The organism is Ideonella oryzae (assembly GCF_024055665.1).
GTDB lineage: Bacteria > Pseudomonadota > Gammaproteobacteria > Burkholderiales > Burkholderiaceae_C > Ideonella > Ideonella oryzae.
In genome coordinates, this window is record NZ_JAMXMC010000011.1 from 16,495 (window position 1) to 35,718 (window position 19,224).

Below are 19,224 nucleotides of genomic sequence, written 5' to 3' on the forward strand. Positions count from 1 at the left end.
CCGGTTTGCCCGCCTCCTGCCCGCCGCCGCGCCGCCCATGGCCTTCACCCTTGCCCACCCTGTCCACAGCGAGCTGCTGATCAAGAAGAGCCGCTTCATCGGCTGTGTCGAGCCCATGGCCGACCGCGCCGCGGCCCAGGCCCGGGTGGCCGCGCTGAAGGCCGAGCACCCCGGCGCCGCCCATGTCTGCTGGGCGCTGCTGGCCGGCGGGCAGTCGGCCGCCAACGACGACGGCGAGCCCGGCGGCACGGCCGGTCGGCCGATGCTGGACGTGCTGCGCCACCAGGAACTGGAAGGCGTGCTGGCCACCGTGGTGCGCTATTTCGGCGGGGTGAAGCTGGGCGCCGGCGGCCTGGTGCGGGCCTACACCGACAGCGTGGCCCAGGCTCTGCTGCAGGCCGAGCGCGTGCTCTTGCAGAAGCGCCTGGCCCTGGCCTGCCAGGTGCCTTATGCGCTGGAGGGCCGCATCCGCCGCGCGCTGGAGGCGGCCGAGGCCCCGCTGCTGGGTGCCCGGCACGAGGCGCTGGTGCGGCTGGATTTCAGCGTGACGGAGGGCCAGCAGGCCGCGCTGGTGGCCCAGCTGGAGGAACTGGGCCAGGGTCAGCTGGGCTGGGTGGCCCACCCGGAAGAAGGCTGAGCGGGCGCAGGCGCCCTTCCCCACGCCCTTCAGTGCGCGGCGCCCGGCTTGCGCTGGATGACCGTCGCCTTGCGGGCGTCCTCGGGGTAGTAGAAGTGCAGTTCCCCCCGCCGCCAGGTGGCCAGCCACAGCATGTTGGCGCTGATGGCGTCGTGGTCGCTGGGCGAGAAGGGCTGGTCGTAGGTGGTCACCACCCCGCTGTAGGGCCGGTTCAGGTGCTCCAGCGCCATCTTGAGTGCATCGCCATCGGTGCGGCCCTGGGTCTGGAACAGGGCGCCCAGCATCAGATAGACGGCGTCGTAGGACTGGGCGGCGGCCATCAGCGAGCCCAGCGGCTCCTTGCCCCGCAGGCGGTGCAGCCGGGCGATGAAGGAGGTCCGGCGCTCCAGCGTGGTGTCCGGCACGATGGTCTGCGCCATGGCCGCGCCTTCCAGCGCCTTGCCGCCCCGGTCCTCGGCCGAGCGCAGCGCCAGCGTCCACGAGCCCAGCAGGTCGGCGTTGACGCCGGCATCGGCACGAGACTGGGCCAGCATGCCCATCTCGGGGCCCACGGTGTAGGCGATGATGGCCTCGGCCCCGGCGGCCTTGGCCTCGCGCATCTGCGCCGTGAGGTTGGCGGCGCCCAGGTCGAAGCGGGCCACATAGGCCGGCTTGAGCCCCTTCTGGGCCAGAAAGCGCTCGACATCCTTGAGCCCGCCCTCGCCATAGCCGGTCTTGTCGGCGAAGACGGCCACCTTGGTCAGGCCGCGCCGCTGCACCTCGTCGACCAGGAAGGCGGCCTGCAGCGCGTCGCGCGGGGAGACGCGGAAGATGAAGCTGCTGGCCGGCGGGAACTGGCTGGTCAGGGCGGTGGCGGTGGCCACCGGGATCATCAGCAGATGGTGGGCGTTCTGGAACACCTCCAGCGACTTGAGCGCCACGCCGGAATTGCAGAAGCCGATGGTGAAGTCGGCCTTCTTGCCCTGCACCAGCTCTTCGGCGATCTTGCGGCCCTCGTCGGGGTTGGACTTGTCGTCGCGGGCGACCAGCTCCAGCGGGCGGCCCAGGTAGCCGCCGGCCTGGTTGACCTCGCTGACGGCCAGCTCGGCCCCCAGCCGCGCGGCGGTGCCGAAATCGGCCGAACCGCCGGTGAACGGGCAGATGAAGCCAACCCGGATCGGCGGGGGACCGTCCTGAGGACCGGCCGCCCAGGCCGCCACCCCCCACAGCAGGCCCGGCAGGGCCCACGCCAGCTTGCGTCGCATCGTCTTGTCTCCTGTGCCGGACGGGCCTCACAGGGCGCCGTCTCTTGTCGGACGCGATGATGGCATGCCCTTGTGTCGTCAGGCTGACGCCGCGCAAGGGGCACGAGGGGCGCTCAGGGCGCCACCGATGCGGGAAGCGTCAGTCCGGGTCGTCCAGCGACAGGATCCAGCGCACCACCAGACGGGCATCGTCCTCGCTGATGGCGATGCGGTTGGCCGGCATGGCCAGGCCGGTGACCTGGTACTTCCAGTGCGGGTCGTAGGGGTTGGAGCCGCCGAGCACGGCGCGGGTCAGGCGCTCCAGGGCGCCGCCGTCGTGGCGGTACTTGGTGGCGACATTGCGCCAGGCCGGCGCGATCGGCGGACGGGCCGCGGCCGGCGTGGCGGCGGCCTGCTCGCTGTCCTCGTCCTCATCGGCGGACCGGGGGTCGATCTGGTGGCAGCTGAAGCAACCGGCAGACTGGGCAACTCGCTCGGCCCGGGCGCCGTCGACCGCCGGTGCGGCCGCCTGACCGCTGCCGGCCGCCAGCAGCGCCAGCACGGGCCACAGACGCAAGGTGGCAGAGACAGTGAACGGGAAGGCGGCGCGGGCGGTCATGGCAGGGGCAGGAAGCAGTGGTCAGGCGCTAGCTTACCTGCCCGGCGGCGGCAGCGCGCTCAGCGCCGGTCCAGCAACATCGCGTCGCCGTAGCTGAAGAAGCGGTAGCGCGCCTCGATGGCATGGCGGTAGAGCGCCATGATGTGCTCGTGGCCGGCGAAGGCGCTCACCAGCATCATCAGCGTGCTCTTGGGCAGGTGGAAGTTGGTCACCAGCCGGTCCACCACCCGGAAGCGGAAGCCGGGGGTGATGAAGATGTCGGTCTCGCCATGGCAGGCCCGATCCAGGCCCTCGCGGCTGCCGGTCTGCACCGCGGCCGACTCCAGCGCCCGCAGCGTGGTGGTGCCCACCGAGACGATGCGCCCGCCGGCCGCCCGGGTGCGGGCGATGGCATCCACCGTGGCCTGCGGCACCTCGAACCACTCGCTGTGCATCTTGTGCTCGGCGATGTTCTCGGTACGCACCGGCTGGAAGGTGCCGGCGCCCACGTGCAGGGTGACCTGGGTGCGCTCGATGCCACGCGCGGCCAGGGCGGCCAGCACGCCTTCGTCGAAGTGCAGCGCCGCCGTGGGGGCGGCCACCGCGCCCGGACGGGCGGCGAAGACGGTCTGGTAGCGGGTCTCGTCCTCCGGCGCGTCGTCGTGCGTGATGTAGGGCGGCAGCGGCACGTGGCCGAAGGCCTCCAGCAGGGCGAAGGGCTCGCCGGGCACCCGCAGGTGGAACAGGGCGTTGTCCGGCCCGGCCCGGCCGAGCACCTCGGCCTCGAAGCCTTCGCCGCGGTCGGTGCCCAGGCGCACCGTGCTGCCGGGCTTGGGTGACTTGCTGGCCCGCACATGGGCCAGCAGCTCACCCGGCACGCCCGGCGGGGTGGGCAGCACCCGCTCGACCAGGGCCTCGACGCTGCCGCCGGTGGCCTTCTCACCATGCAGGCGGGCCTTGAGCACCCGGGTGTCGTTGAAGACCAGCAGGTCTCCGGGCTGGAGCAAGCCGGGCAACTCGCGGAAGACCCGGTCCACCGGGCGGTCGCCGCGGCCATCGAGCAGGCGGGCGGCGCTGCGCTCGGCGGCGGGCTGCTGCGCGATCAGTTCGGGGGGGAGGGGAAAGTCGAAATCGGCCAGGGTGAAGGCCGAAGCGCCGAACGGCGTGGGAGACACAGACATGGCTTGCAGGCTTGACCGGCCTTCAAGTGTTGGACAGACACACATTCTCCCATGGGCGCGCTGGCCTTGCAGGCCAGGCCGGCGGGCTGCGGCATCAGCCCCCGTGGGCCGCCTGTGCGGGAACGGCCGGCGTGGCAGCCGCGGCCGCGTTGGTGTCGGACCGGTCCCAGGCCCAGGCCAGAGCCAGCGCCAGCAGCAGCACCATCGACAACCAGAACATCAAGCGACCAAAGACCCGCAGCGCGACGACCATGAACATCCATTTCTGCAGCGGCGCGTTCCCTGTCCGCTGTTGGGCTCCGGATTGTCACCGCAGGACCGCCTCCCCGGCAGGGGCGAGATCCCGCAAGGTGAAAAAAAGTGTCTGCGGCTGTGGCGGCCGGGCCGCATCCCGGCGCTGCGGCGAGAATTCCTGCATGCCTGACGCCCGCGCCGCGGCCCCCCCCGCCCCTGCTGCTGCCCCGGCCACCGACAAGCCACGCTCGGGGCCCGCCCGCGCCCTGGAGCGCCTGGGCCTGACCACCCCGCTGGCCCTGGCCCTGCACCTGCCGCTGCGCTACGAGGACGAGACCCGGCTGACCCCGCTGCGCGAGGGCCGGCTGGGGCTGCCGCTGCAGACCGAGGGCGTGGTGACCGAATGCAAGGTGGAGCTGCGCCCGCGCCGCCAGCTGGTGGTCCGGCTGCAGGACGATGCCGGTGACGAGCTGGTGCTGCGCTTCATCCACTTCTACCCCTCGCACCAGAAGACGCTGGCTCCGGGCGCCCGGGTGCGGGTGCGCGGCGAGTTGCGCGGCGGCTTCTTCGGCCGCGAGATGGTGCACCCGACCTTCAAGGCGGTGCAGGACGGCACGCCGCTGGCGGCCTCGCTCACCCCCGTCTACCCCAGCACCGCCCAGCTGCCCCAGGCCTATCTGCGCAAGGCGGTGGCCGCCGGCCTGGCCCGCGCCCCGCTGGACGAGGTGCTGCCCGCCGGCAGCGTGCCCGCCGGCCTGCCCACGCTGCGCGACGCCCTGCACTTCCTGCACCACCCGCCACCGAAGGCCCAGCTGGCCACGCTGGAGGATCACAGCCACCCGGCCTGGCAGCGCCTGAAGTTCGAGGAGCTGCTGGCCCAGCAGCTCTCGCAGATGCAGTCGCGCCGCGAACGCGCCCTGCTGGCCGCCCCCGCCCTGCCCGCCCGGCCCGGCGGCCTGCACGAGCGCCTGCTGGCCCAGCTGCCCTGGGGCCTGACCCGGGCCCAGCACCGGGTGTGCGAGGAGATTGCCACCGACCTGGCCCAGCCCCAGCCCATGCACCGGCTGCTGCAGGGTGATGTGGGCGCGGGCAAGACGGTGGTGGCCGCGCTGTGCGCCGCCATCGCCATGGACCAGGGCTGGCAGTGCGCGCTGATGGCGCCCACCGAGATCCTGGCCGAGCAGCACTTCGCCAAGCTGGTGCAGTGGCTGGCGCCGCTGGGCATCACCGTGGCGTGGCTGACCGGCAGCCGCAAGGGCAAGGCCCGCCAGGCCATGCTGGCCAAGGTGGCCAGCGGCGAGGCCCTGCTGGTGGTGGGCACGCACGCGGTGATCCAGGACGACGTGGTGTTCGCCCGGCTGGGCCTGGCCATCGTGGACGAGCAGCACCGCTTCGGCGTGGCGCAGCGGCTGGAACTGCGGCGCAAGCTGCGCGCACAGACCGACGACGGCCGGCCGTTGGAGCCGCACCTGCTGATGATGAGCGCCACGCCCATCCCGCGCACCCTGGCCATGACCTACTACGCCGACCTGGAGGTCTCCACCATCGACGAGCTGCCGCCCGGACGCACGCCCATCGTCACCAAGGTGTTCGCCGACAGCCGGCGCCACGAGGTGATGGAGCGCATCGGCGAGGAGGTGGCGCGCGGCCGGCAGGTCTACTGGGTCTGTCCGCTGATCGAGGAGAGCGAGAACGACGACGACAGCCGCGGCACGCCGCTGTCCGAGCTGAGCAACGCCACCGCCACCCGCGAGGACCTGGCCCAGGCCCTGCCCGGCGTGGAGGTGGGCCTGCTGCACGGGCGCATGCCACCGGCCGAGAAGGCCGCGGTGATGGCGTGCTTCTCGGCCGGCGAGCTGCAGGTGCTGGTGGCCACCACGGTGATCGAGGTGGGCGTGGACGTGCCCAATGCCAGCCTGATGGTGATCGAGCATGCCGAGCGCTTCGGCCTGGCCCAGCTGCACCAGCTGCGCGGCCGGGTGGGCCGCGGCAGCGTGGCCAGCGTCTGCGTGCTGCTCTACGGCACGCCCCTGTCGGACACGGGCAAGCAGCGGCTGAAGGCCATGGTGGAGACGACCGACGGCTTCGAGATCGCCCGACGCGACCTGGAGATCCGCGGCCCGGGCGAGTTCATGGGGGCCCGCCAGTCGGGCGATGCGCTGCTGCGTTTTGCCGACCTGGCCGAGGATGCGCCCCTGCTGGCCCGCGCCCGCGGCCTGGCCAGCCAACTGCTGGACCGGCACCCCGCCGCGGCGCGGGCCCAGGTGGCGCGCTGGCTGGGCCCGCGCGCGGAGTTCCTCAAGGCCTGACCGCTCGCGGGGCTCCGGGCGACACCCACCGGGGTTTCTACCCGGACCGCATTACAACCCCTCACACCCTCCTGTCATGTCTGACAGGTATCCCCCAAAGTGGGGGATACCTGGACCCTGTCACGGCTCTGACACTGCGCTTCGGCCCGTCTCCTGTGACCCGGGAAGGGGCCGAAGCACACAACACAACCCACCCACGAGGACATCCCTTCCATGAACAAGTTCGCACTGCGCGCCGTAGCCGCCGCGGCCCTGGCCCTGTCGTTGGGCTCGACCAGCTTCGCCGCTGCCCCGGCGGCCGACCACCCCGCGGTCCAACGCGCCCTGGCCCACCTGGGCGGCGTGGCCTTCCAGAAGGTCCACGGCACCGGCCGTGACGATTTCGTCGCCCGCGACCTGGTGGTCGATGCCGATGGCAGCGAGCACGTCCGCTTCGAGCGCACCTTTGCCGGCCTGCGCGTGATCGGCGGTGACCTGGTGGTGCACAGCCGCGGTGACGGCAGCTTCCGCAGCATCAGCCAGACCCTGCGCGACCAGATCCAGGTCGACCTCAAGCCCGTGGTGTTCGCCCAGGCCGCCCAGAGCGAAGCCCTGGCCCAGTTCGGCGCCAAGGACGGCGCGGTGAAGTCGGCCGAGCTGGTGGTCTATGCCCGCGAAGGCAAGCCGCAGCTGGCTTGGGACGTGCAAGTCAACGGCGTGCGCGAAGACGGCACCCCCAGCCGCGCCCACCTGCTGTTCAGTGCCACCAGCAAGGCCCTGCTGGACCGCTGGGACGACATCCACACCGCCGACGACGTGGGCACCGGCAAGACGCTGTACTCGGGCAATGTGAGCCTGCACGACGACCTGAGCGCCTCGACCTACACGCTCAAGGATGCCACCCGCGGCGGCCACTATGTGGTCAACATGGCCAACAAGACCTCGGGCGGCAGCACCTTCACTGCCACCGACAACATCTGGGGCAACAACGCCGAGTCCAGCACCGAGACGGTGGCTGCTGACGCCGCCTATGGTCAGAACATGACCTGGGACTACTACAAGACCACCTTCGGCCGCAATGGCATCGCCAACGACGGCAAGGGCGCGTACTCCCGCGTGCACTACAGCAGCAACTACGACAACGCCTACTGGGACGACACCTGCTTCTGCATGACCTACGGCGACGGCAGCACCCTCAACCCGCTGGTGTCGCTGGACGTGGCTGGCCACGAGATGACCCACGGCGTCACCTCGCGCACCGCCAACCTGACCTACTCGCGTGAGTCGGGCGGCCTGAACGAGGCGACCTCCGACATCATGGGCACCATGGTCGAGTACTACGCCAACAACGCCAACGACACGCCCGACTACCTGATCGGCGAGGAGCTCTACACCACCGCCGGCAAGGCCCTGCGCTACATGGTCCAGCCCAGCAAGGACGGCGCCTCGGCCGACTGCTGGTACACCGGCCTGAAGCGCCTGGATGTGCACTACTCCTCCGGCCCGGCCAACCACTTCTACTTCATGCTGGCCGAAGGCACGACCGCCGGCTCGCCCTCCAAGACCTGCGTGAGCGGCAACACCAAGACCGCCACCGGATCGGGCACCCTGGTGGGCATCGGCCGCGACAAGGCCGCCAAGATCTGGTACCGCGCGCTGACCGTCTACATGACCTCCAGCACCGTGTACACCGGCGCCCGCACCGCCACCATCTCGGCCGCCACCGATCTGTACGGCGCGAGCTCGACCGAAGTGGCCGCGGTCAAGGCCGCCTGGTCGGCCATCCTGGTCAACTGAGGCCGCCGAACGGCGTCAGATCCCCGGGCCTCGCCGGCCCGGGCGTCCGGACAGCCCGCGTCTCGCAGCCTTGCGGACGCGGGCTGTTTTCTTGACCTGTCGCCAGGGCTCTGCAAGGGTTTTGCAAGGGTTCTCCTCACCCCCTGTGGTAGGGATGGCCCGCCCCCGGAGCCGGGCAGACACTGGTCTGTACGCCTTCCAAAAGCAGGCGACAGGCCACCGCACCGTCCTGCAATGACCGCTGCGGCCCCTTCTTCCGTCATCACATCCACACCATGAAACCCACTGCTCTGCACCTGGCCGCCCTGGCCACTCTGACCTTGGCTCTGGCCCCTGCCGCCCAGGCAGCCCGCCCCGCGGCTGACAGCCCCGCGGTGGCCCGCGCCCTGGCCCACCTGAAGTCGCAGACCGGTCTGGCGGCCGGCCAGGATGGCTTCGTGGCCCGTGATCTCGTCGTCGATGCCGATGGCAGCGAACATGTCCGCTTCGACCGCACCTTCCGCGGCCTGCGCGTGCTGGGTGGTGACCTGGTGGTGCACGGCGATGCCCATGGCGCCCTGCGCGGCCTGAGCCGCACCTTTGACGGCGCACTGGCGCTGTCGACCCAACCCTCGCTGAGCGGCGACAGCGCGGCCAGCTTCGCCAAGGGCCGCTTCGAACACGCGGGTGCCAAGGTCGAGAACAAGGAACTGGTGGTCTTCGCCCGCCACGGTCAGCCGCAGCTGGCCTGGGAGGTGCTGGTGACCGGCACCCGTGCCGACCAGACCCCGAGCCGCATGCACTTCATCGTCAGCGCCGCCAGCAAGACCGTGCTGGACCGCTGGGACGAGATCGAGAACACCGACGCCCTGGTCACCGGCAAGACCCTGTTCAGCGGCACCGAGACCCTGCACGCCGACAAGAACGCCCGTGGCGTCTACACCCTGGTGGATGCCACCCGTGGCGGCCACAAGGTGGTGACCATGAAGAACACCACCTCGCGTGAGGTGGCGGTGAAGAGCACGACGTCCACCTTCGGCAACGGCACCCTGAGCGACACCAACACGGTGGCCGCCGATGCGGCCTACGGCCAGAACGAGACCTGGGACTATTACAAGACCACCTTCGGTCGCAATGGCATCGCCGACGACGGCAATGGCGCCTATTCCCGCGTCCACTACGGCCGCAACTACGTCAACGCCTTCTGGAGCGACAGCTGCTTCTGCATGACCTATGGCGACGGCGACAACGGCAAGAGCTACTACCCGCTGGTGGCCCTGGACGTGGCCGGCCATGAGATGACCCACGGCGTCACCTCGCGCACCGCGGCACTGGTCTACTCCGGGGAATCCGGCGGCCTGAACGAGGCCACCTCGGACATGATGGGCACGATGGTGGAGTTCTATGCCAACAACGCCAATGACACGCCCGACTACCTGATCGGCGAGGAGATCTTCGTCCAGCCGGGCAACTACATCCGCAACATGGTGCAACCCAGCACCGACGGTGCTTCGGCAGACTGCTGGTACTCCGGCGTGGGCAACCTGGACGTGCACTACTCGTCCGGTCCCGCGAACCACTTCTACTACATGCTGGCCGAGGGCACGACCGCCGGCTCGCCGTCCAAGACCTGCGTGGCCGGCAACACCAAGACCGCCACCGGCACCGGCAGCGTCACGGGTGTCGGCCGCGACAAGGCCGCCAAGATCTGGTACCGCGCGCTGACCGTCTACATGACCTCCAGCACCAACTACGCGGCCGCCCGCGCCGCCACCATCAGCGCCGCCACCGACCTGTACGGCTCGGCCTCCACCGAGCTGGCCTCGGTCAAGGCGGCCTGGACGGCCATCAATGTGAACTGAGTCTCTGGACCGGTTCCCGGAGGGTAGGGCCCTCCGCCCCCGACGCCGCGGCTTGTCCGCGGCGTTTTCTTTGGTGGCCGCGCGGCGCCCGGCCGGGATTGCACAATGCGGCCATGACCCTGACCGAACTGCGCTACATCGTTGCCGTCGCCCGCGAGCGGCATTTCGGCCGCGCGGCCGAGGCCTGCCACGTCTCCCAGCCCACCCTGTCGGTGGCCATCAAGAAGCTGGAAGAGGAACTCGACGTCAAGATCTTCGAGCGTGGCAGCAACGAGGTGAGCCTGACCCCGCTGGGCGAAGCCATCGTGCGTCAGGCCCAGGGCGTGATCGAGCAGGCTCAGGGCATCCGTGAGATCGCCCAGCGCGGCAAGGACCCGCTGGCCGGCCCGCTGCGCCTGGGCATCATCTACACCATCGGACCCTACCTGCTGCCCGAGCTGGTGCGCCATGCGATCGACATGACGCCGCAGATGCCGCTGATCCTGCAGGAGAACTTCACCGTCAAGCTGCTGGACATGCTGCGCACCGGCGAACTGGACTGCGCCATCATGGCCGAGCCCTTCCCCGACACCGGTCTGGCCATCGCGCCGCTGTACGACGAGCCCTTCCTGGTGGCCGTGCCCGCCCAGCACCCCCTGGCCCAGCGCAAGACCATCAGCTCCGAGGAGCTCAAGCGCGAAACCATGCTGCTGCTGGGCACCGGCCACTGCTTCCGCGACCATGTGCTGGAGGTCTGCCCCGAATTCGCCCGCTTCTCCAGCGACACCGAGGGCATCAAGAAGAGCTTCGAGGGCTCCTCGCTGGAAACCATCAAGCACATGGTGGCCTCGGGCATGGGCGTGACGGTGGTGCCCCAGCTGTCGATGCCGCGCGAGCCGCAGCCGCATCTGGCCTTCGTGCCCTTTGCCGCCCCGGTGCCCTCGCGCCGGGTGGTGCTGGCCTGGCGGCGCAGCTTCACCCGCTACGAGGCCATTGCCGCGCTGCGCAATGCCATCTACGCCTGCGAGCTGCCCGGGGTGGCTCGCCTGACGGCCTGAGCCCCCCCCGGTTCGGGCTATCGCCGCGATCAAGCTATTGAATTAGATTGATTGATAAGCGGTGGCTATGCTTCGGTCCATGGTCCGCTTCGGGCCGATCCAGGAGAACCGCCATGCCCCGCATCCCCCGCCGCCGCACGCCCATCGTCCCGACCCTTCAGGTGTCCGGGCACACCGCCCCACTGAGCTGGCGCCAGGTGGTGGGCCTGGGCGTCACGCTGGCCGGCAGCTGCCTCTGGCTGGCGCCCATGGTCCACGGCATGGCCGCCAGCTGAGCGGAAAGGCCCTGGCGGGCCCACAATCGGGTCAGATCAACCCTGCCGCCCTGCCATGAGCGACTTCCCGAGCGACATCTACACCGAGCCCCGCGACATCGACCTGAACACGCTGGCCAACCTGGGCCCTCTGGCCCCGATGGCCGGCATCTGGCAGGGCGAGCGCGGCCTGGACGTGAAGCCCAAGGCCGAGGGCCCGAAGAAGCAGGCCTTTGTGGAACGCATCGAGCTGCAGCCGATCGACCCGCAGACCAACGGCCCGCAACTGCTCTACGGCCTGCGCTACCACACGCACATCACCAAGCCTGACCAGGTCAAGACCTACCACGAGCAGGTGGGCTACTGGCTGTGGGAGCCGGCCACCGGCGCGGTCATCCACACCCTGACCATCCCGCGCGGCCAGACCGCCCTGGCCGGCGGCACGGCCGCGCCCGACGCCACCACCTTCGAGCTGGTGGCCACCCAGGGCCTGGACACCTTCGGCATCTGTTCGGCCCCGTTCCTGGATGTGGCCTTCAAGACCACCGAGTTCCGCATCAAGGTGACGGTGAACGCCGATGGCAGCTGGGGCTATGAAGAGGACACGGTGCTGCAGATCCGCGGCCTGGCCGAGCCCTTCCACCACACCGACCGCAACCTGCTGCACAAGATCGGCGAGCCCACGCCCAACCCGCTGTGGGCCGCCGCGCTGGCGAAGGCTTGACACGGGCCGGATAATGGCGGGTTTCGCCCTCTGCCGAGCCCGCCATGTCCGCCGAACTCGCCGAACAGGTCCGCCGCCGCCGGACCTTTGCCATCATTTCCCACCCTGACGCGGGCAAGACCACGCTGACGGAAAAGCTGCTGCTCTTCTCGGGCGCGATCCAGATCGCCGGCTCGGTGAAGGCGCGCAAGGCCAGCCGGCACGCCACCTCCGACTGGATGGAGATCGAAAAGCAGCGCGGCATCTCGGTGGCCTCCTCCGTCATGCAGATGGAGTACCGCGACTGCACCATCAACCTGCTGGACACCCCGGGCCACCAGGACTTCTCGGAAGACACCTACCGCGTGCTGACCGCGGTGGACGCGGCGCTGATGGTGATCGACGCGGCCAACGGCGTGGAGCCGCAGACACGGCGTCTGCTGCAGGTCTGCCGGGCCCGCAACACGCCCATCCTCACCTTCATCAACAAGATGGACCGAGAGGTGCAGGAGCCCCTGGCCCTGATGGACGAGATCGAGCGCGAGCTGGGCATGACGGTGGTGCCCTTCACCTGGCCAGTGGGCATGGGCAAGGTCTTCGGCGGCGTGCTGGACCTGCGCAAGGACCAGATGCGCGTGTTCTCGCCCGGCGAGGACCGCGTGGCCGGCACCGAAGAAATCGTGCAGGGCCTCGGCAACCCGGCCCTGGCCGAACGCTTTGGCATGGCCTACGAGCAGGCCGCCGGCGAGATCGAGCTGGTGCGCGAGGCCGCCCCCGAGTTCGACCATGCCGAGTTCCTGGCCGGCCACCAGACGCCGATGTTCTTCGGCTCGGCCGTCAACAACTTCGGTGTGCAGGAGGTCCTGGACGCCCTGGTGGACCTGGCCCCCGCGCCGGGCCCGCGTGCCGCGCTGCAGCGCACCGTGGAACCGGACGAAACCAAGTTCAGCGGCGTGGTGTTCAAGATCCAGGCCAACATGGACCCGGCCCACCGCGACCGCATCGCCTTCCTACGCGTGGCCTCCGGCAAGTTCAGCCGTGGCATGACGATGAAGGTGGTGCGCTCGGGCAAGACCCTGCGCCCCAACACCGTGGTGACCTTCATGAGCCAGAAGCGCGAGCTGCTGGACGAGGCCTATGCCGGCGACATCATCGGCATCCCCAACCACGGCGTGCTGCAGCTGGGCGACACCCTGACCGAGGGCGAGGCCCTGCAATACACCGGCCTGCCCTTCTTCGCGCCGGAGCTGTTCCGCTCGGTGGAAGTGGCCGACCCGCTCAAGACCAAGCAGCTGCGCGCTGGCCTGACCCAGCTGGGCGAGGAAGGCGCGATCCAGGTCTTCCGCCCCATGATGGGCAGCGTGCTGCTGCTGGGCGCGGTCGGTCAGCTGCAGTTCGAGGTGGTGGCCCACCGCCTGGAGCACGAGTACGGCGTCAAGGCCCGCATCATGCCGGCGCGTTTCAACGTGGCCCGCTGGGTCACCTGCGAAACCGGCGAGGGGGCCGCGGCCGACGAGAAGGAGCTCAAGCGCTTCATCGACGGCAACAGCCACCGCATGGCGCTGGACGCGGTGGACGCGCCCACCCTGCTGCTGGAGTACGCGGGCGAACTGCGCGCGATCCAGGAGAACTGGCCCAAGATCAAGTTCCACGCCCTGCGCGAGCACGCCGGCCTGGTGTTCCAGCAGCGCATGGGGGACTGAGCCGCCTGCGGATGCGGCCATTGGGGGCGCGCGCTGTCGCGACCCTTAGCGGCCCTCAGCAGCCACCCGCCTGGCGCTTGCCGCTGAACACCAGTCGAAGTGCGATGTCCGGCCCCGGCACAGCCTCACCCGAGGAAGTGACGGCATTGCCCTTGGACTGCAGGTCCAAACGGTACTGCTCGGCGCCGTAACTGCCCTGCGCCGTGCCCTTCTGGTGGCCGCCACCCGGGGTGGTGCAGGCAAAGTCACTGTGCAGTTGCCCCCCACCGATGACGGTGTTGCTGGACTGGCACGACCACGGGCCGTTCGACTGGAAGGAATGCTGCACCGCCTGATCGAGGTCGATCCCCGGATCGCCCGCTCGCACGCAGGAGGTCCCCCCCTCGCGGGCAGGCAAGGGGTTGCCATTGACCCAGGTCTGACGCTGCTGGGTCCAGGTTCCGGGCGCGAGGCGCAAGGTCTCCGCCTGCGCTGCCATGCCAAGCACACAGGACAGTGCAGCCAGACTCCTGGCTGCCGATCGGCAGAGGCTGTGGGACGCCGCGACCGAGCGCGGAGAGGAGGTCTTCATCAGATGTGCTTCCTGTGCTTGGTCTGGAGAGGCGTTGCGTCGCTCAGGACATCAGGTCCAGCGCCATGCCGGGCTGCAGGCCCAGCCGCCGCGCAGCCCCGGGGCGCAGGCGCAAGGCCGAGGTGGCCTGCCGGCAGCTCAACAGCTTCCAAGGGGCGACGCGGGAGGCCACTTCCAGCACCACACCGTCGGCCCGCAGGAACACGACATCCACCGGCCCGCGGGCCCCGAAGGTGTGCACCCAGCGGGCCGGGCGCAGCCAGCTGCCGCAGATGACACCGGCCTGCCCACGGCCTGCCCGTGCCCAGGGCCACAGCAGGCGCTGCAGGCGGCCCAGGCGGGCGACCTCCCGCCGCGTGGGCTGGCCATCGATGCAAAGTTGGATCCGGGCAGACATGTTCACGTTCTGCGGCCCGGTCATGCCGGCACCGCCCCGGAAGCTTAGGGCCTCGCCGGGGTTCCAGGTGTATCAAGCATGTAATCCGACCCACAAACCGAGACGGGCGCGGCCAGGCCCTTCGTCAGTGAGACGGGCTGCAGGCCCAATCGGTCCCCGCCTCGTTGAACGAGAAGCTGACGAAGGGGGCCCCCGGCCCGACCTGACGCTCGGCATGGAAATTGGCCCCGTTGAGCCACTCCACGCCCCCATTGACCTGCTGGTCGGCGATCCGACTGCCCAGAGAGACCATGCCCAAGGCCCCGCCCTGAGCCGGCCAAGGCAGCATTCGGCCATTGAGCACCAAGGCCTTGGCGGACACATTGAAGCTGGCCTCGCGGTCCTTGCCACCGGAGCGGCGGCCCGTGTGACAGCGGCCTTTGACGGTCTGGCCGCCGGTGTCGTACACCTCGGCAAACAGCGCCGCCGCCGACTCGGGCTGGGCCACGATGCGGGCGCCGCGGACGTCCAGGTCGCCGCAGCTGCGGCCCTGCGTCACGTTGCCCGCCCCGTGGCCGATTTCGATGCTGGCCTGCCGGAAGCTGTCGTCGGTGCTGGCCAGGCGGGCCATGCGATCGCCCGCGGTGACATCGAGATAGAGCTGGCGGGCCTTGAGGTCCAGCGTGAAGGCCAGTTCGCCGGCCGGGTCGAACAGGGCGGCCCGCTCCGGCCCGACCACCACCTGGCCATCGGGCGTGATGCGCAGGTCACCGGCAGCGGCGGGACGGCCTTCCCGGTTGGGTTGCTCGTAGCAACTGGCGCTGGCGTAGCGGCCCGCGAACAGGGCCGCCACGCGCTGCTTGAGCAAGGTCGGGTTCTCGGCCAGCGAGGCGGCCGACACGGTAGCCGACGCCGACAGCAGGACGAGCAGGCGCAGGCCCTGGCGGCGGGCGATGGTGGAAACGGGTATGGGGATCATCACAACTCCTTGAACGCGCCAGCCGCCTGCAGGCTGACATGGCGGCCGGGATGCAGCCCCAGCGTCTGCGCCAGACCTTCGCGCAGCTCCAGCACGGCATGGGCCCCGCGGCAGCTCGCCATGCGCCCGGGCCGCAGGCGCGGCACCACCTTGAGCACCACACCGTCGCGCCCGACGAACACGATGTCGATGGTCAGGCGCATGCCCAAGGTGTGGATGGCGGCACAAGGCGCCAGCCACAGCCCGCTGGGCCGCTCCAATTGTGTCGTCGCCAGCAGGCCGACGGCCCGGCGCCACCAACGGTCGGCCAGGCGGATCTCTTCGGTCGTGGGCTGACCATCCAGCCGGAGGCGGGCCAGTGTCACAGGCCCGAGCCCATGAACTTCATCACGATGGGAAAGCCCAGCACGATGAAGGTGCAAGGGAAGATGAAGAGGATCAGCGGCCCCAGCATCTTCACCGGCGCCTCCATGGCCAGTTTCTCGGCCCGCTGAAAGCGCTCGATGCGGCGCTGGTCGCTCTGGGCCCGCAGGATCGGCCCCAGGCTGGAGCCCATCAGCTCGCCCTGCACCATGGCACTGACCAGGCTGGAGATGGGCGCGTAGTCCAGGCGATCGGCCAGCTCGCGCAGAGCCTCCACCCGCGGACGGCCGGCACGCACGTCGCGCAGCACGCGGTTGATCTCGACGATCAGCGGGCTGGGCTTGCAGTGGTCCACCGCCTTCTGCATGGCCCCGGTGAGGTTCAGGCCCGCCTCGATCGACAAGGTCACGATGTCCAGGAAGAAGGGCAGGGCCTTGAGGATCTCCAGGTTGCGCTTCTTGGTGTGGTCGCTGAGCCAGATGTCCGGGTACATGTAGCCCAGGACGCCCCCCACCACGATGCCCAGCAGCGTCGTGCCTTCGCCCGAGAAGTACCAGCCCAGCCCGCCAAAGACACCCAGGGCGAGGATCTTGCCGGCGAAGAACTGCTGCGGGGTCAGCGCGTACTCCTGGCCTGCGCGGCGCAGACGCGCACGCAGGGCCTCCGCCCGCGCCCCCTGCACCAGCACGCCCACCGTGTTGGCCACGATGTTGAGCAGCGGCCAGACCCACAGAAAGGCGCGCGGGGGGCGGTCCCGGTAGGCGGTGTCGGCCTGCCCCAACTCCACCACCAGGCGGTAGGCCGCATAGGCAGCCGTGGCCAGGGCCAGGCCGACCAGCAGGGCGACAAGCAGCGAGGTGTTCATATGTCGATGGTCACGATCTTCTTGATGAACACGCCCCCGAGCATCAGCAGCACGGCCACGGCGGCCATCACCGCCCAGCCATAGGGCGTGACGAACAGCGGCAGCATCGCCACCGGGTCCATGATGTACAGGATGCCCGCCAGGAACACCGGCAGCAGGCCGACGATGACGCCCTGCATCTTGCCCTGCGAGGTGAGCGCGCGGATCTTGCCTTCCATGGCCGCCTTGGCCCGCAGCGTGCTGCTCAGGCGCTCCAGAATCTCCGAGAGGTTGCCCCCCACTTCCTTGGCGATGGTCATCGCCGACACGAAGAGGTCCACCTCCTCAATGTGCAGGCGCTCACCCATGCCGCGCAGCGAGTCCTCCAGGGCCAGACCCAGGCGCTGCTCGCGCAGCAGCAGCGAGAACTCCTGCGAGATGGGCGCCGGGCTCTCCTTGACCACCATGTCCAGCGCGATCTGCAGACTGGCGCCGGCGCGCAGCGAGCCGGCCATCATCGTCAGCGCGTCGGGCAACTGCTGGATCAGCTTGTCGGCCCGGCGGTTGCGCATCACCACCCACACCACGCGAGGCAGCACCGCCCCGACCAATGCCGCCGCCACGGCGAAGAACAGCGAGCCGGTCAGCACCCAGGCCGCCAGCGGCAGCAGCAGGAACACGACCAGGTTCAGTCGGAACAGGCGGCGTGGGTCGATGAAGAGGAACATGTCCTCCATCGAGACCTTGGCATGTTCGGTGAAGCTGGCGCGCCAGCGCTCCAGACCCAGGCGCAGGGCCACGACCAGCGCGCCCACGGCGCCCAGCACCATCAGGGCGATCAGCAGCAGCTGCAGGGTCATGTCGCGCGCCGGCTCAGTTCCTCCTCCGACATCCCGTCGAAGAAGATCTTCGGATCCAGCGGCACACCGATGCGCGCCAGCTGATCGTAGAACTCCGGCATGAAGCCACGGCCGGTGAAGTGGCCCTGGGTCTTGCCCTGGCGGTCCACGCCGGTCTGCTTGAAGGCAAAGACCTCCTGCAGCTGGATCTTGCCGCTTTCCACCCCGGTGACCTCAACGATGCTGGTGACCTTGCGGGTGCCACAGGCAAAGCGGGTCTGCTGCACGATGATGTCGACGGCCGAGGCCACCTGCTCACGGATGGCGGTGACCGGCAGTTCCATGCCGGCCATCAGCACCATCACCTCCAGGCGAGCCAGCATGTCGCGGGGACTGTTGGCGTGGGCGGTGGTCAGCGAGCCGTCGTGGCCGGTGTTCATGGCCTGCAGCATGTCCAGCGCCTCGCCGCCCCGGCATTCGCCCACCACCACGCGGTCCGGTCGCATGCGCAGCGAGTTCTTGACCAGGTCACGGATCGTGACGCTGCCCTTGCCTTCGATGTTGGCCGGCCGGGCTTCCAGCGAGACCAGGTTCGAGTGCGGCAGCTGCAGTTCGGCCGCGTCCTCGATGGTCACGATGCGCTCGCCCTCCGGAATGAAGTTCGAGAGGATGTTGAGCAGCGTCGTCTTGCCCGAGCCGGTACCGCCCGAGATGATCATGTTCTTGCGGTGTTCCACGCACACCCGCAGGAACTCGATCATGGCCGGGCTGGCGGAGTCGAACTTCAGCAGATCGCTGGAGTCGAGCTTGCGCTTGGAGAACTTCCGGATCGTGATCGACGGCCCCTTGAGGGCCAGCGGCGGGATCACGGCATTGACCCGTGAGCCGTCCTTGAGCCGCGCATCGACCATCGGCGAGCTCTCGTCGATGCGGCGCCCGATGGGGGTGACGATGCGCTCGATGATGCCCTGCACCGCCCGGTCGCTGGTGAAGTTGACGGGCCAGCGCTGCAGCCTCCCGCCCCGCTCGACGAAGACCTCTTCGGCCCGGTTGACCATGATTTCCGTCACGGTCGGATCGGCCAGCAAGGGCTCCAATGGTCCCAGGCCAATGGCCTCGTCACGCACCTCGGCCAGCAGACGGGCACGGTCCACCTGGGGCGGAATCTCGCTGCCCATGCGCTGGATCAGGTCGCGGATCAGGTCCTCGGTGAGCTGACGCAGTGCCGCATCGTCCATGCGGTGGGTGTCGGTGCGGCGCACGTCGAAGGCTTCGATCAGCCGCTCGTGCAGCACGCGCCGCAGGCGGAAGGTCTCATCCACCTGCGGGGTGAAGACAGGTTCATCGGCCCGCGCTGCAGCCGGATCGGCCGCCTCGGCCGGTGCCGGCACCTGACGGCGGGCGGTCGCGCTGGCGGCACCGGGCTCCGCGGTGGTGGCCGCCGGGCCTGGCGCCCCATCGGCCTTGCGCCAGACCGCCCGCAGGGCGTGGTTGCCGATGCGGATGGTGTCTTCGTGACCCAGGGGGTGGGCCTCCTGGACACGGGTCTCGTTGACCAGCGTCCCGAAGGTGGACTCCAGGTCCCGCACGAACAGGCGATCGTTGGAGACGAACACCTCGGCATGGCGGCGGCTGACCCGCCAGCCACTGAGCACCACATGGCACTCGGTGTCCTTGCCGATCAGGCAACGTCCGCCCTGGACCTTGGCCGGCGTGCGGTCGCCGGTCGGGCTGATGAGTTCCACGGTCAGCATGG

At 69.7% G+C, this 19,224-nt stretch carries 19 protein-coding genes; 8 read left to right on the forward strand and 11 right to left on the reverse strand.

From position 1 onward, the window contains the following. Positions 1–37 precede the first annotated feature (37 nt). Positions 38–637, forward strand: a complete 600-nt coding sequence (locus tag M0L44_RS17785; protein ID WP_252771206.1) for an IMPACT family protein — start codon at positions 38–40, stop codon at positions 635–637. Positions 638–666: 29 nt separating this feature from the next. Here the strand turns inward: M0L44_RS17785 and M0L44_RS17790 are convergent, their stop codons facing one another. From M0L44_RS17790 to M0L44_RS17805, 4 genes are all read right to left on the reverse strand, one after another. Continuing rightward, a complete protein-coding gene (locus M0L44_RS17790) occupies positions 667–1,881 on the reverse strand; it encodes an ABC transporter substrate-binding protein (protein ID WP_252771208.1) in 1,215 nt (404 codons plus the stop codon). Positions 1,882–2,020: 139 nt separating this feature from the next. Then, a complete protein-coding gene (locus tag M0L44_RS17795; RefSeq protein ID WP_252771209.1) occupies positions 2,021–2,479 on the reverse strand; it encodes a c-type cytochrome in 459 nt (152 codons plus the stop codon). A 59-nt stretch (positions 2,480–2,538) separates the two neighbouring features. Then, positions 2,539–3,639, reverse strand: a complete 1,101-nt coding sequence (queA, locus tag M0L44_RS17800; protein ID WP_252771211.1) for a tRNA preQ1(34) S-adenosylmethionine ribosyltransferase-isomerase QueA — start codon at positions 3,637–3,639, stop codon at positions 2,539–2,541. A 94-nt stretch (positions 3,640–3,733) separates the two neighbouring features. Next, complete coding sequence (locus M0L44_RS17805) at positions 3,734–3,898, reverse strand: hypothetical protein (RefSeq protein ID WP_252771212.1); 165 nt, start codon at positions 3,896–3,898, stop codon at positions 3,734–3,736. A gap of 157 nt (positions 3,899–4,055) precedes the next feature. Here M0L44_RS17805 and recG point away from each other — a divergent pair, with 157 nt between their 5' ends. The 7 genes from recG (at position 4,056) to M0L44_RS17840 (ending at position 13,496) form a co-directional block, all read left to right on the forward strand. Next, complete coding sequence (gene recG / locus M0L44_RS17810; RefSeq protein WP_252771213.1) at positions 4,056–6,182, forward strand: ATP-dependent DNA helicase RecG; 2,127 nt, start codon at positions 4,056–4,058, stop codon at positions 6,180–6,182. Positions 6,183–6,395: 213 nt separating this feature from the next. After that, positions 6,396–7,958: a M4 family metallopeptidase gene (locus tag M0L44_RS17815; RefSeq protein ID WP_252771214.1), complete on the forward strand. Its 1,563-nt coding sequence runs from the start codon at positions 6,396–6,398 to the stop codon at positions 7,956–7,958. Positions 7,959–8,233: 275 nt separating this feature from the next. Further along, positions 8,234–9,799 (forward strand): M4 family metallopeptidase, encoded by a 1,566-nt coding sequence (locus M0L44_RS17820; RefSeq protein WP_252771216.1) that lies wholly within the window; start codon positions 8,234–8,236, stop codon positions 9,797–9,799. A 113-nt stretch (positions 9,800–9,912) separates the two neighbouring features. Further along, entirely contained in the window at positions 9,913–10,836 is a 924-nt protein-coding gene (locus M0L44_RS17825) for a LysR substrate-binding domain-containing protein (RefSeq protein WP_252771217.1), read from the forward strand. 113 nt (positions 10,837–10,949) lie between these two features. After that, positions 10,950–11,111: a hypothetical protein gene (locus M0L44_RS17830; RefSeq protein ID WP_252771219.1), complete on the forward strand. Its 162-nt coding sequence runs from the start codon at positions 10,950–10,952 to the stop codon at positions 11,109–11,111. A 55-nt stretch (positions 11,112–11,166) separates the two neighbouring features. Then, a complete protein-coding gene (locus M0L44_RS17835) occupies positions 11,167–11,814 on the forward strand; it encodes an FABP family protein (RefSeq protein ID WP_252771220.1) in 648 nt (215 codons plus the stop codon). Between the two features lie 44 nt (positions 11,815–11,858). Beyond that, complete coding sequence (locus M0L44_RS17840; RefSeq protein ID WP_252771222.1) at positions 11,859–13,496, forward strand: peptide chain release factor 3; 1,638 nt, start codon at positions 11,859–11,861, stop codon at positions 13,494–13,496. Positions 13,497–13,551: 55 nt separating this feature from the next. Here the strand turns inward: M0L44_RS17840 and M0L44_RS17845 are convergent, their stop codons facing one another. From M0L44_RS17845 to M0L44_RS17875, 7 genes are all read right to left on the reverse strand, one after another. Next, positions 13,552–14,067 (reverse strand): DUF3617 domain-containing protein, encoded by a 516-nt coding sequence (locus M0L44_RS17845; protein ID WP_252771223.1) that lies wholly within the window; start codon positions 14,065–14,067, stop codon positions 13,552–13,554. Between the two features lie 43 nt (positions 14,068–14,110). Next, complete coding sequence (locus tag M0L44_RS17850; protein WP_252771225.1) at positions 14,111–14,464, reverse strand: DUF192 domain-containing protein; 354 nt, start codon at positions 14,462–14,464, stop codon at positions 14,111–14,113. Positions 14,465–14,588: 124 nt separating this feature from the next. Continuing rightward, complete coding sequence (locus tag M0L44_RS17855; RefSeq protein ID WP_252771226.1) at positions 14,589–15,422, reverse strand: hypothetical protein; 834 nt, start codon at positions 15,420–15,422, stop codon at positions 14,589–14,591. After that, the gene (locus tag M0L44_RS17860) at positions 15,422–15,787 is read right to left on the reverse strand and encodes a DUF192 domain-containing protein (RefSeq protein ID WP_252771228.1); all 366 of its coding nucleotides are present in this window, start codon (positions 15,785–15,787) and stop codon (positions 15,422–15,424) included. Before M0L44_RS17860 ends, M0L44_RS17855 begins: the two co-directional genes overlap by 1 nt. Beyond that, positions 15,784–16,650: a type II secretion system F family protein gene (locus tag M0L44_RS17865; protein WP_252771229.1), complete on the reverse strand. Its 867-nt coding sequence runs from the start codon at positions 16,648–16,650 to the stop codon at positions 15,784–15,786. Before M0L44_RS17865 ends, M0L44_RS17860 begins: the two co-directional genes overlap by 4 nt. After that, positions 16,647–17,489, reverse strand: a complete 843-nt coding sequence (locus M0L44_RS17870; RefSeq protein ID WP_252771231.1) for a type II secretion system F family protein — start codon at positions 17,487–17,489, stop codon at positions 16,647–16,649. Before M0L44_RS17870 ends, M0L44_RS17865 begins: the two co-directional genes overlap by 4 nt. Then, positions 17,486–19,222 carry a TadA family conjugal transfer-associated ATPase gene (locus tag M0L44_RS17875; RefSeq protein ID WP_252771233.1) on the reverse strand — a complete coding sequence of 579 codons (1,737 nt, stop codon included), beginning with the start codon at positions 19,220–19,222 and terminating at the stop codon, positions 17,486–17,488. The genes M0L44_RS17870 and M0L44_RS17875 overlap by 4 nt, the downstream gene beginning before the upstream one ends. Positions 19,223–19,224 lie beyond the last annotated feature (2 nt).

Excerpts from the sequence above, each read along its gene's own strand:
- M0L44_RS17785 (WP_252771206.1), top strand. The coding sequence starts at position 38 with ATGGCCTTCACCCTTGCCCACCCTGTCCACAGCGAGCTGCTGATCAAG.
- M0L44_RS17790 (WP_252771208.1), bottom strand. The coding sequence starts at position 1,881 with ATGCGACGCAAGCTGGCGTGGGCCCTGCCGGGCCTGCTGTGGGGGGTG.
- M0L44_RS17795 (WP_252771209.1), bottom strand. The coding sequence starts at position 2,479 with ATGACCGCCCGCGCCGCCTTCCCGTTCACTGTCTCTGCCACCTTGCGT.
- queA (WP_252771211.1), bottom strand. The coding sequence starts at position 3,639 with ATGTCTGTGTCTCCCACGCCGTTCGGCGCTTCGGCCTTCACCCTGGCC.
- M0L44_RS17805 (WP_252771212.1), bottom strand. The coding sequence starts at position 3,898 with ATGTTCATGGTCGTCGCGCTGCGGGTCTTTGGTCGCTTGATGTTCTGG.
- recG (WP_252771213.1), top strand. The coding sequence starts at position 4,056 with ATGCCTGACGCCCGCGCCGCGGCCCCCCCCGCCCCTGCTGCTGCCCCG.
- M0L44_RS17815 (WP_252771214.1), top strand. The coding sequence starts at position 6,396 with ATGAACAAGTTCGCACTGCGCGCCGTAGCCGCCGCGGCCCTGGCCCTG.
- M0L44_RS17820 (WP_252771216.1), top strand. The coding sequence starts at position 8,234 with ATGAAACCCACTGCTCTGCACCTGGCCGCCCTGGCCACTCTGACCTTG.
- M0L44_RS17825 (WP_252771217.1), top strand. The coding sequence starts at position 9,913 with ATGACCCTGACCGAACTGCGCTACATCGTTGCCGTCGCCCGCGAGCGG.
- M0L44_RS17830 (WP_252771219.1), top strand. The coding sequence starts at position 10,950 with ATGCCCCGCATCCCCCGCCGCCGCACGCCCATCGTCCCGACCCTTCAG.
- M0L44_RS17835 (WP_252771220.1), top strand. The coding sequence starts at position 11,167 with ATGAGCGACTTCCCGAGCGACATCTACACCGAGCCCCGCGACATCGAC.
- M0L44_RS17840 (WP_252771222.1), top strand. The coding sequence starts at position 11,859 with ATGTCCGCCGAACTCGCCGAACAGGTCCGCCGCCGCCGGACCTTTGCC.
- M0L44_RS17845 (WP_252771223.1), bottom strand. The coding sequence starts at position 14,067 with ATGAAGACCTCCTCTCCGCGCTCGGTCGCGGCGTCCCACAGCCTCTGC.
- M0L44_RS17850 (WP_252771225.1), bottom strand. The coding sequence starts at position 14,464 with ATGTCTGCCCGGATCCAACTTTGCATCGATGGCCAGCCCACGCGGCGG.
- M0L44_RS17855 (WP_252771226.1), bottom strand. The coding sequence starts at position 15,422 with ATGATCCCCATACCCGTTTCCACCATCGCCCGCCGCCAGGGCCTGCGC.
- M0L44_RS17865 (WP_252771229.1), bottom strand. The coding sequence starts at position 16,650 with ATGAACACCTCGCTGCTTGTCGCCCTGCTGGTCGGCCTGGCCCTGGCC.
- M0L44_RS17870 (WP_252771231.1), bottom strand. The coding sequence starts at position 17,489 with ATGACCCTGCAGCTGCTGCTGATCGCCCTGATGGTGCTGGGCGCCGTG.
- M0L44_RS17875 (WP_252771233.1), bottom strand. The coding sequence starts at position 19,222 with ATGCTGACCGTGGAACTCATCAGCCCGACCGGCGACCGCACGCCGGCC.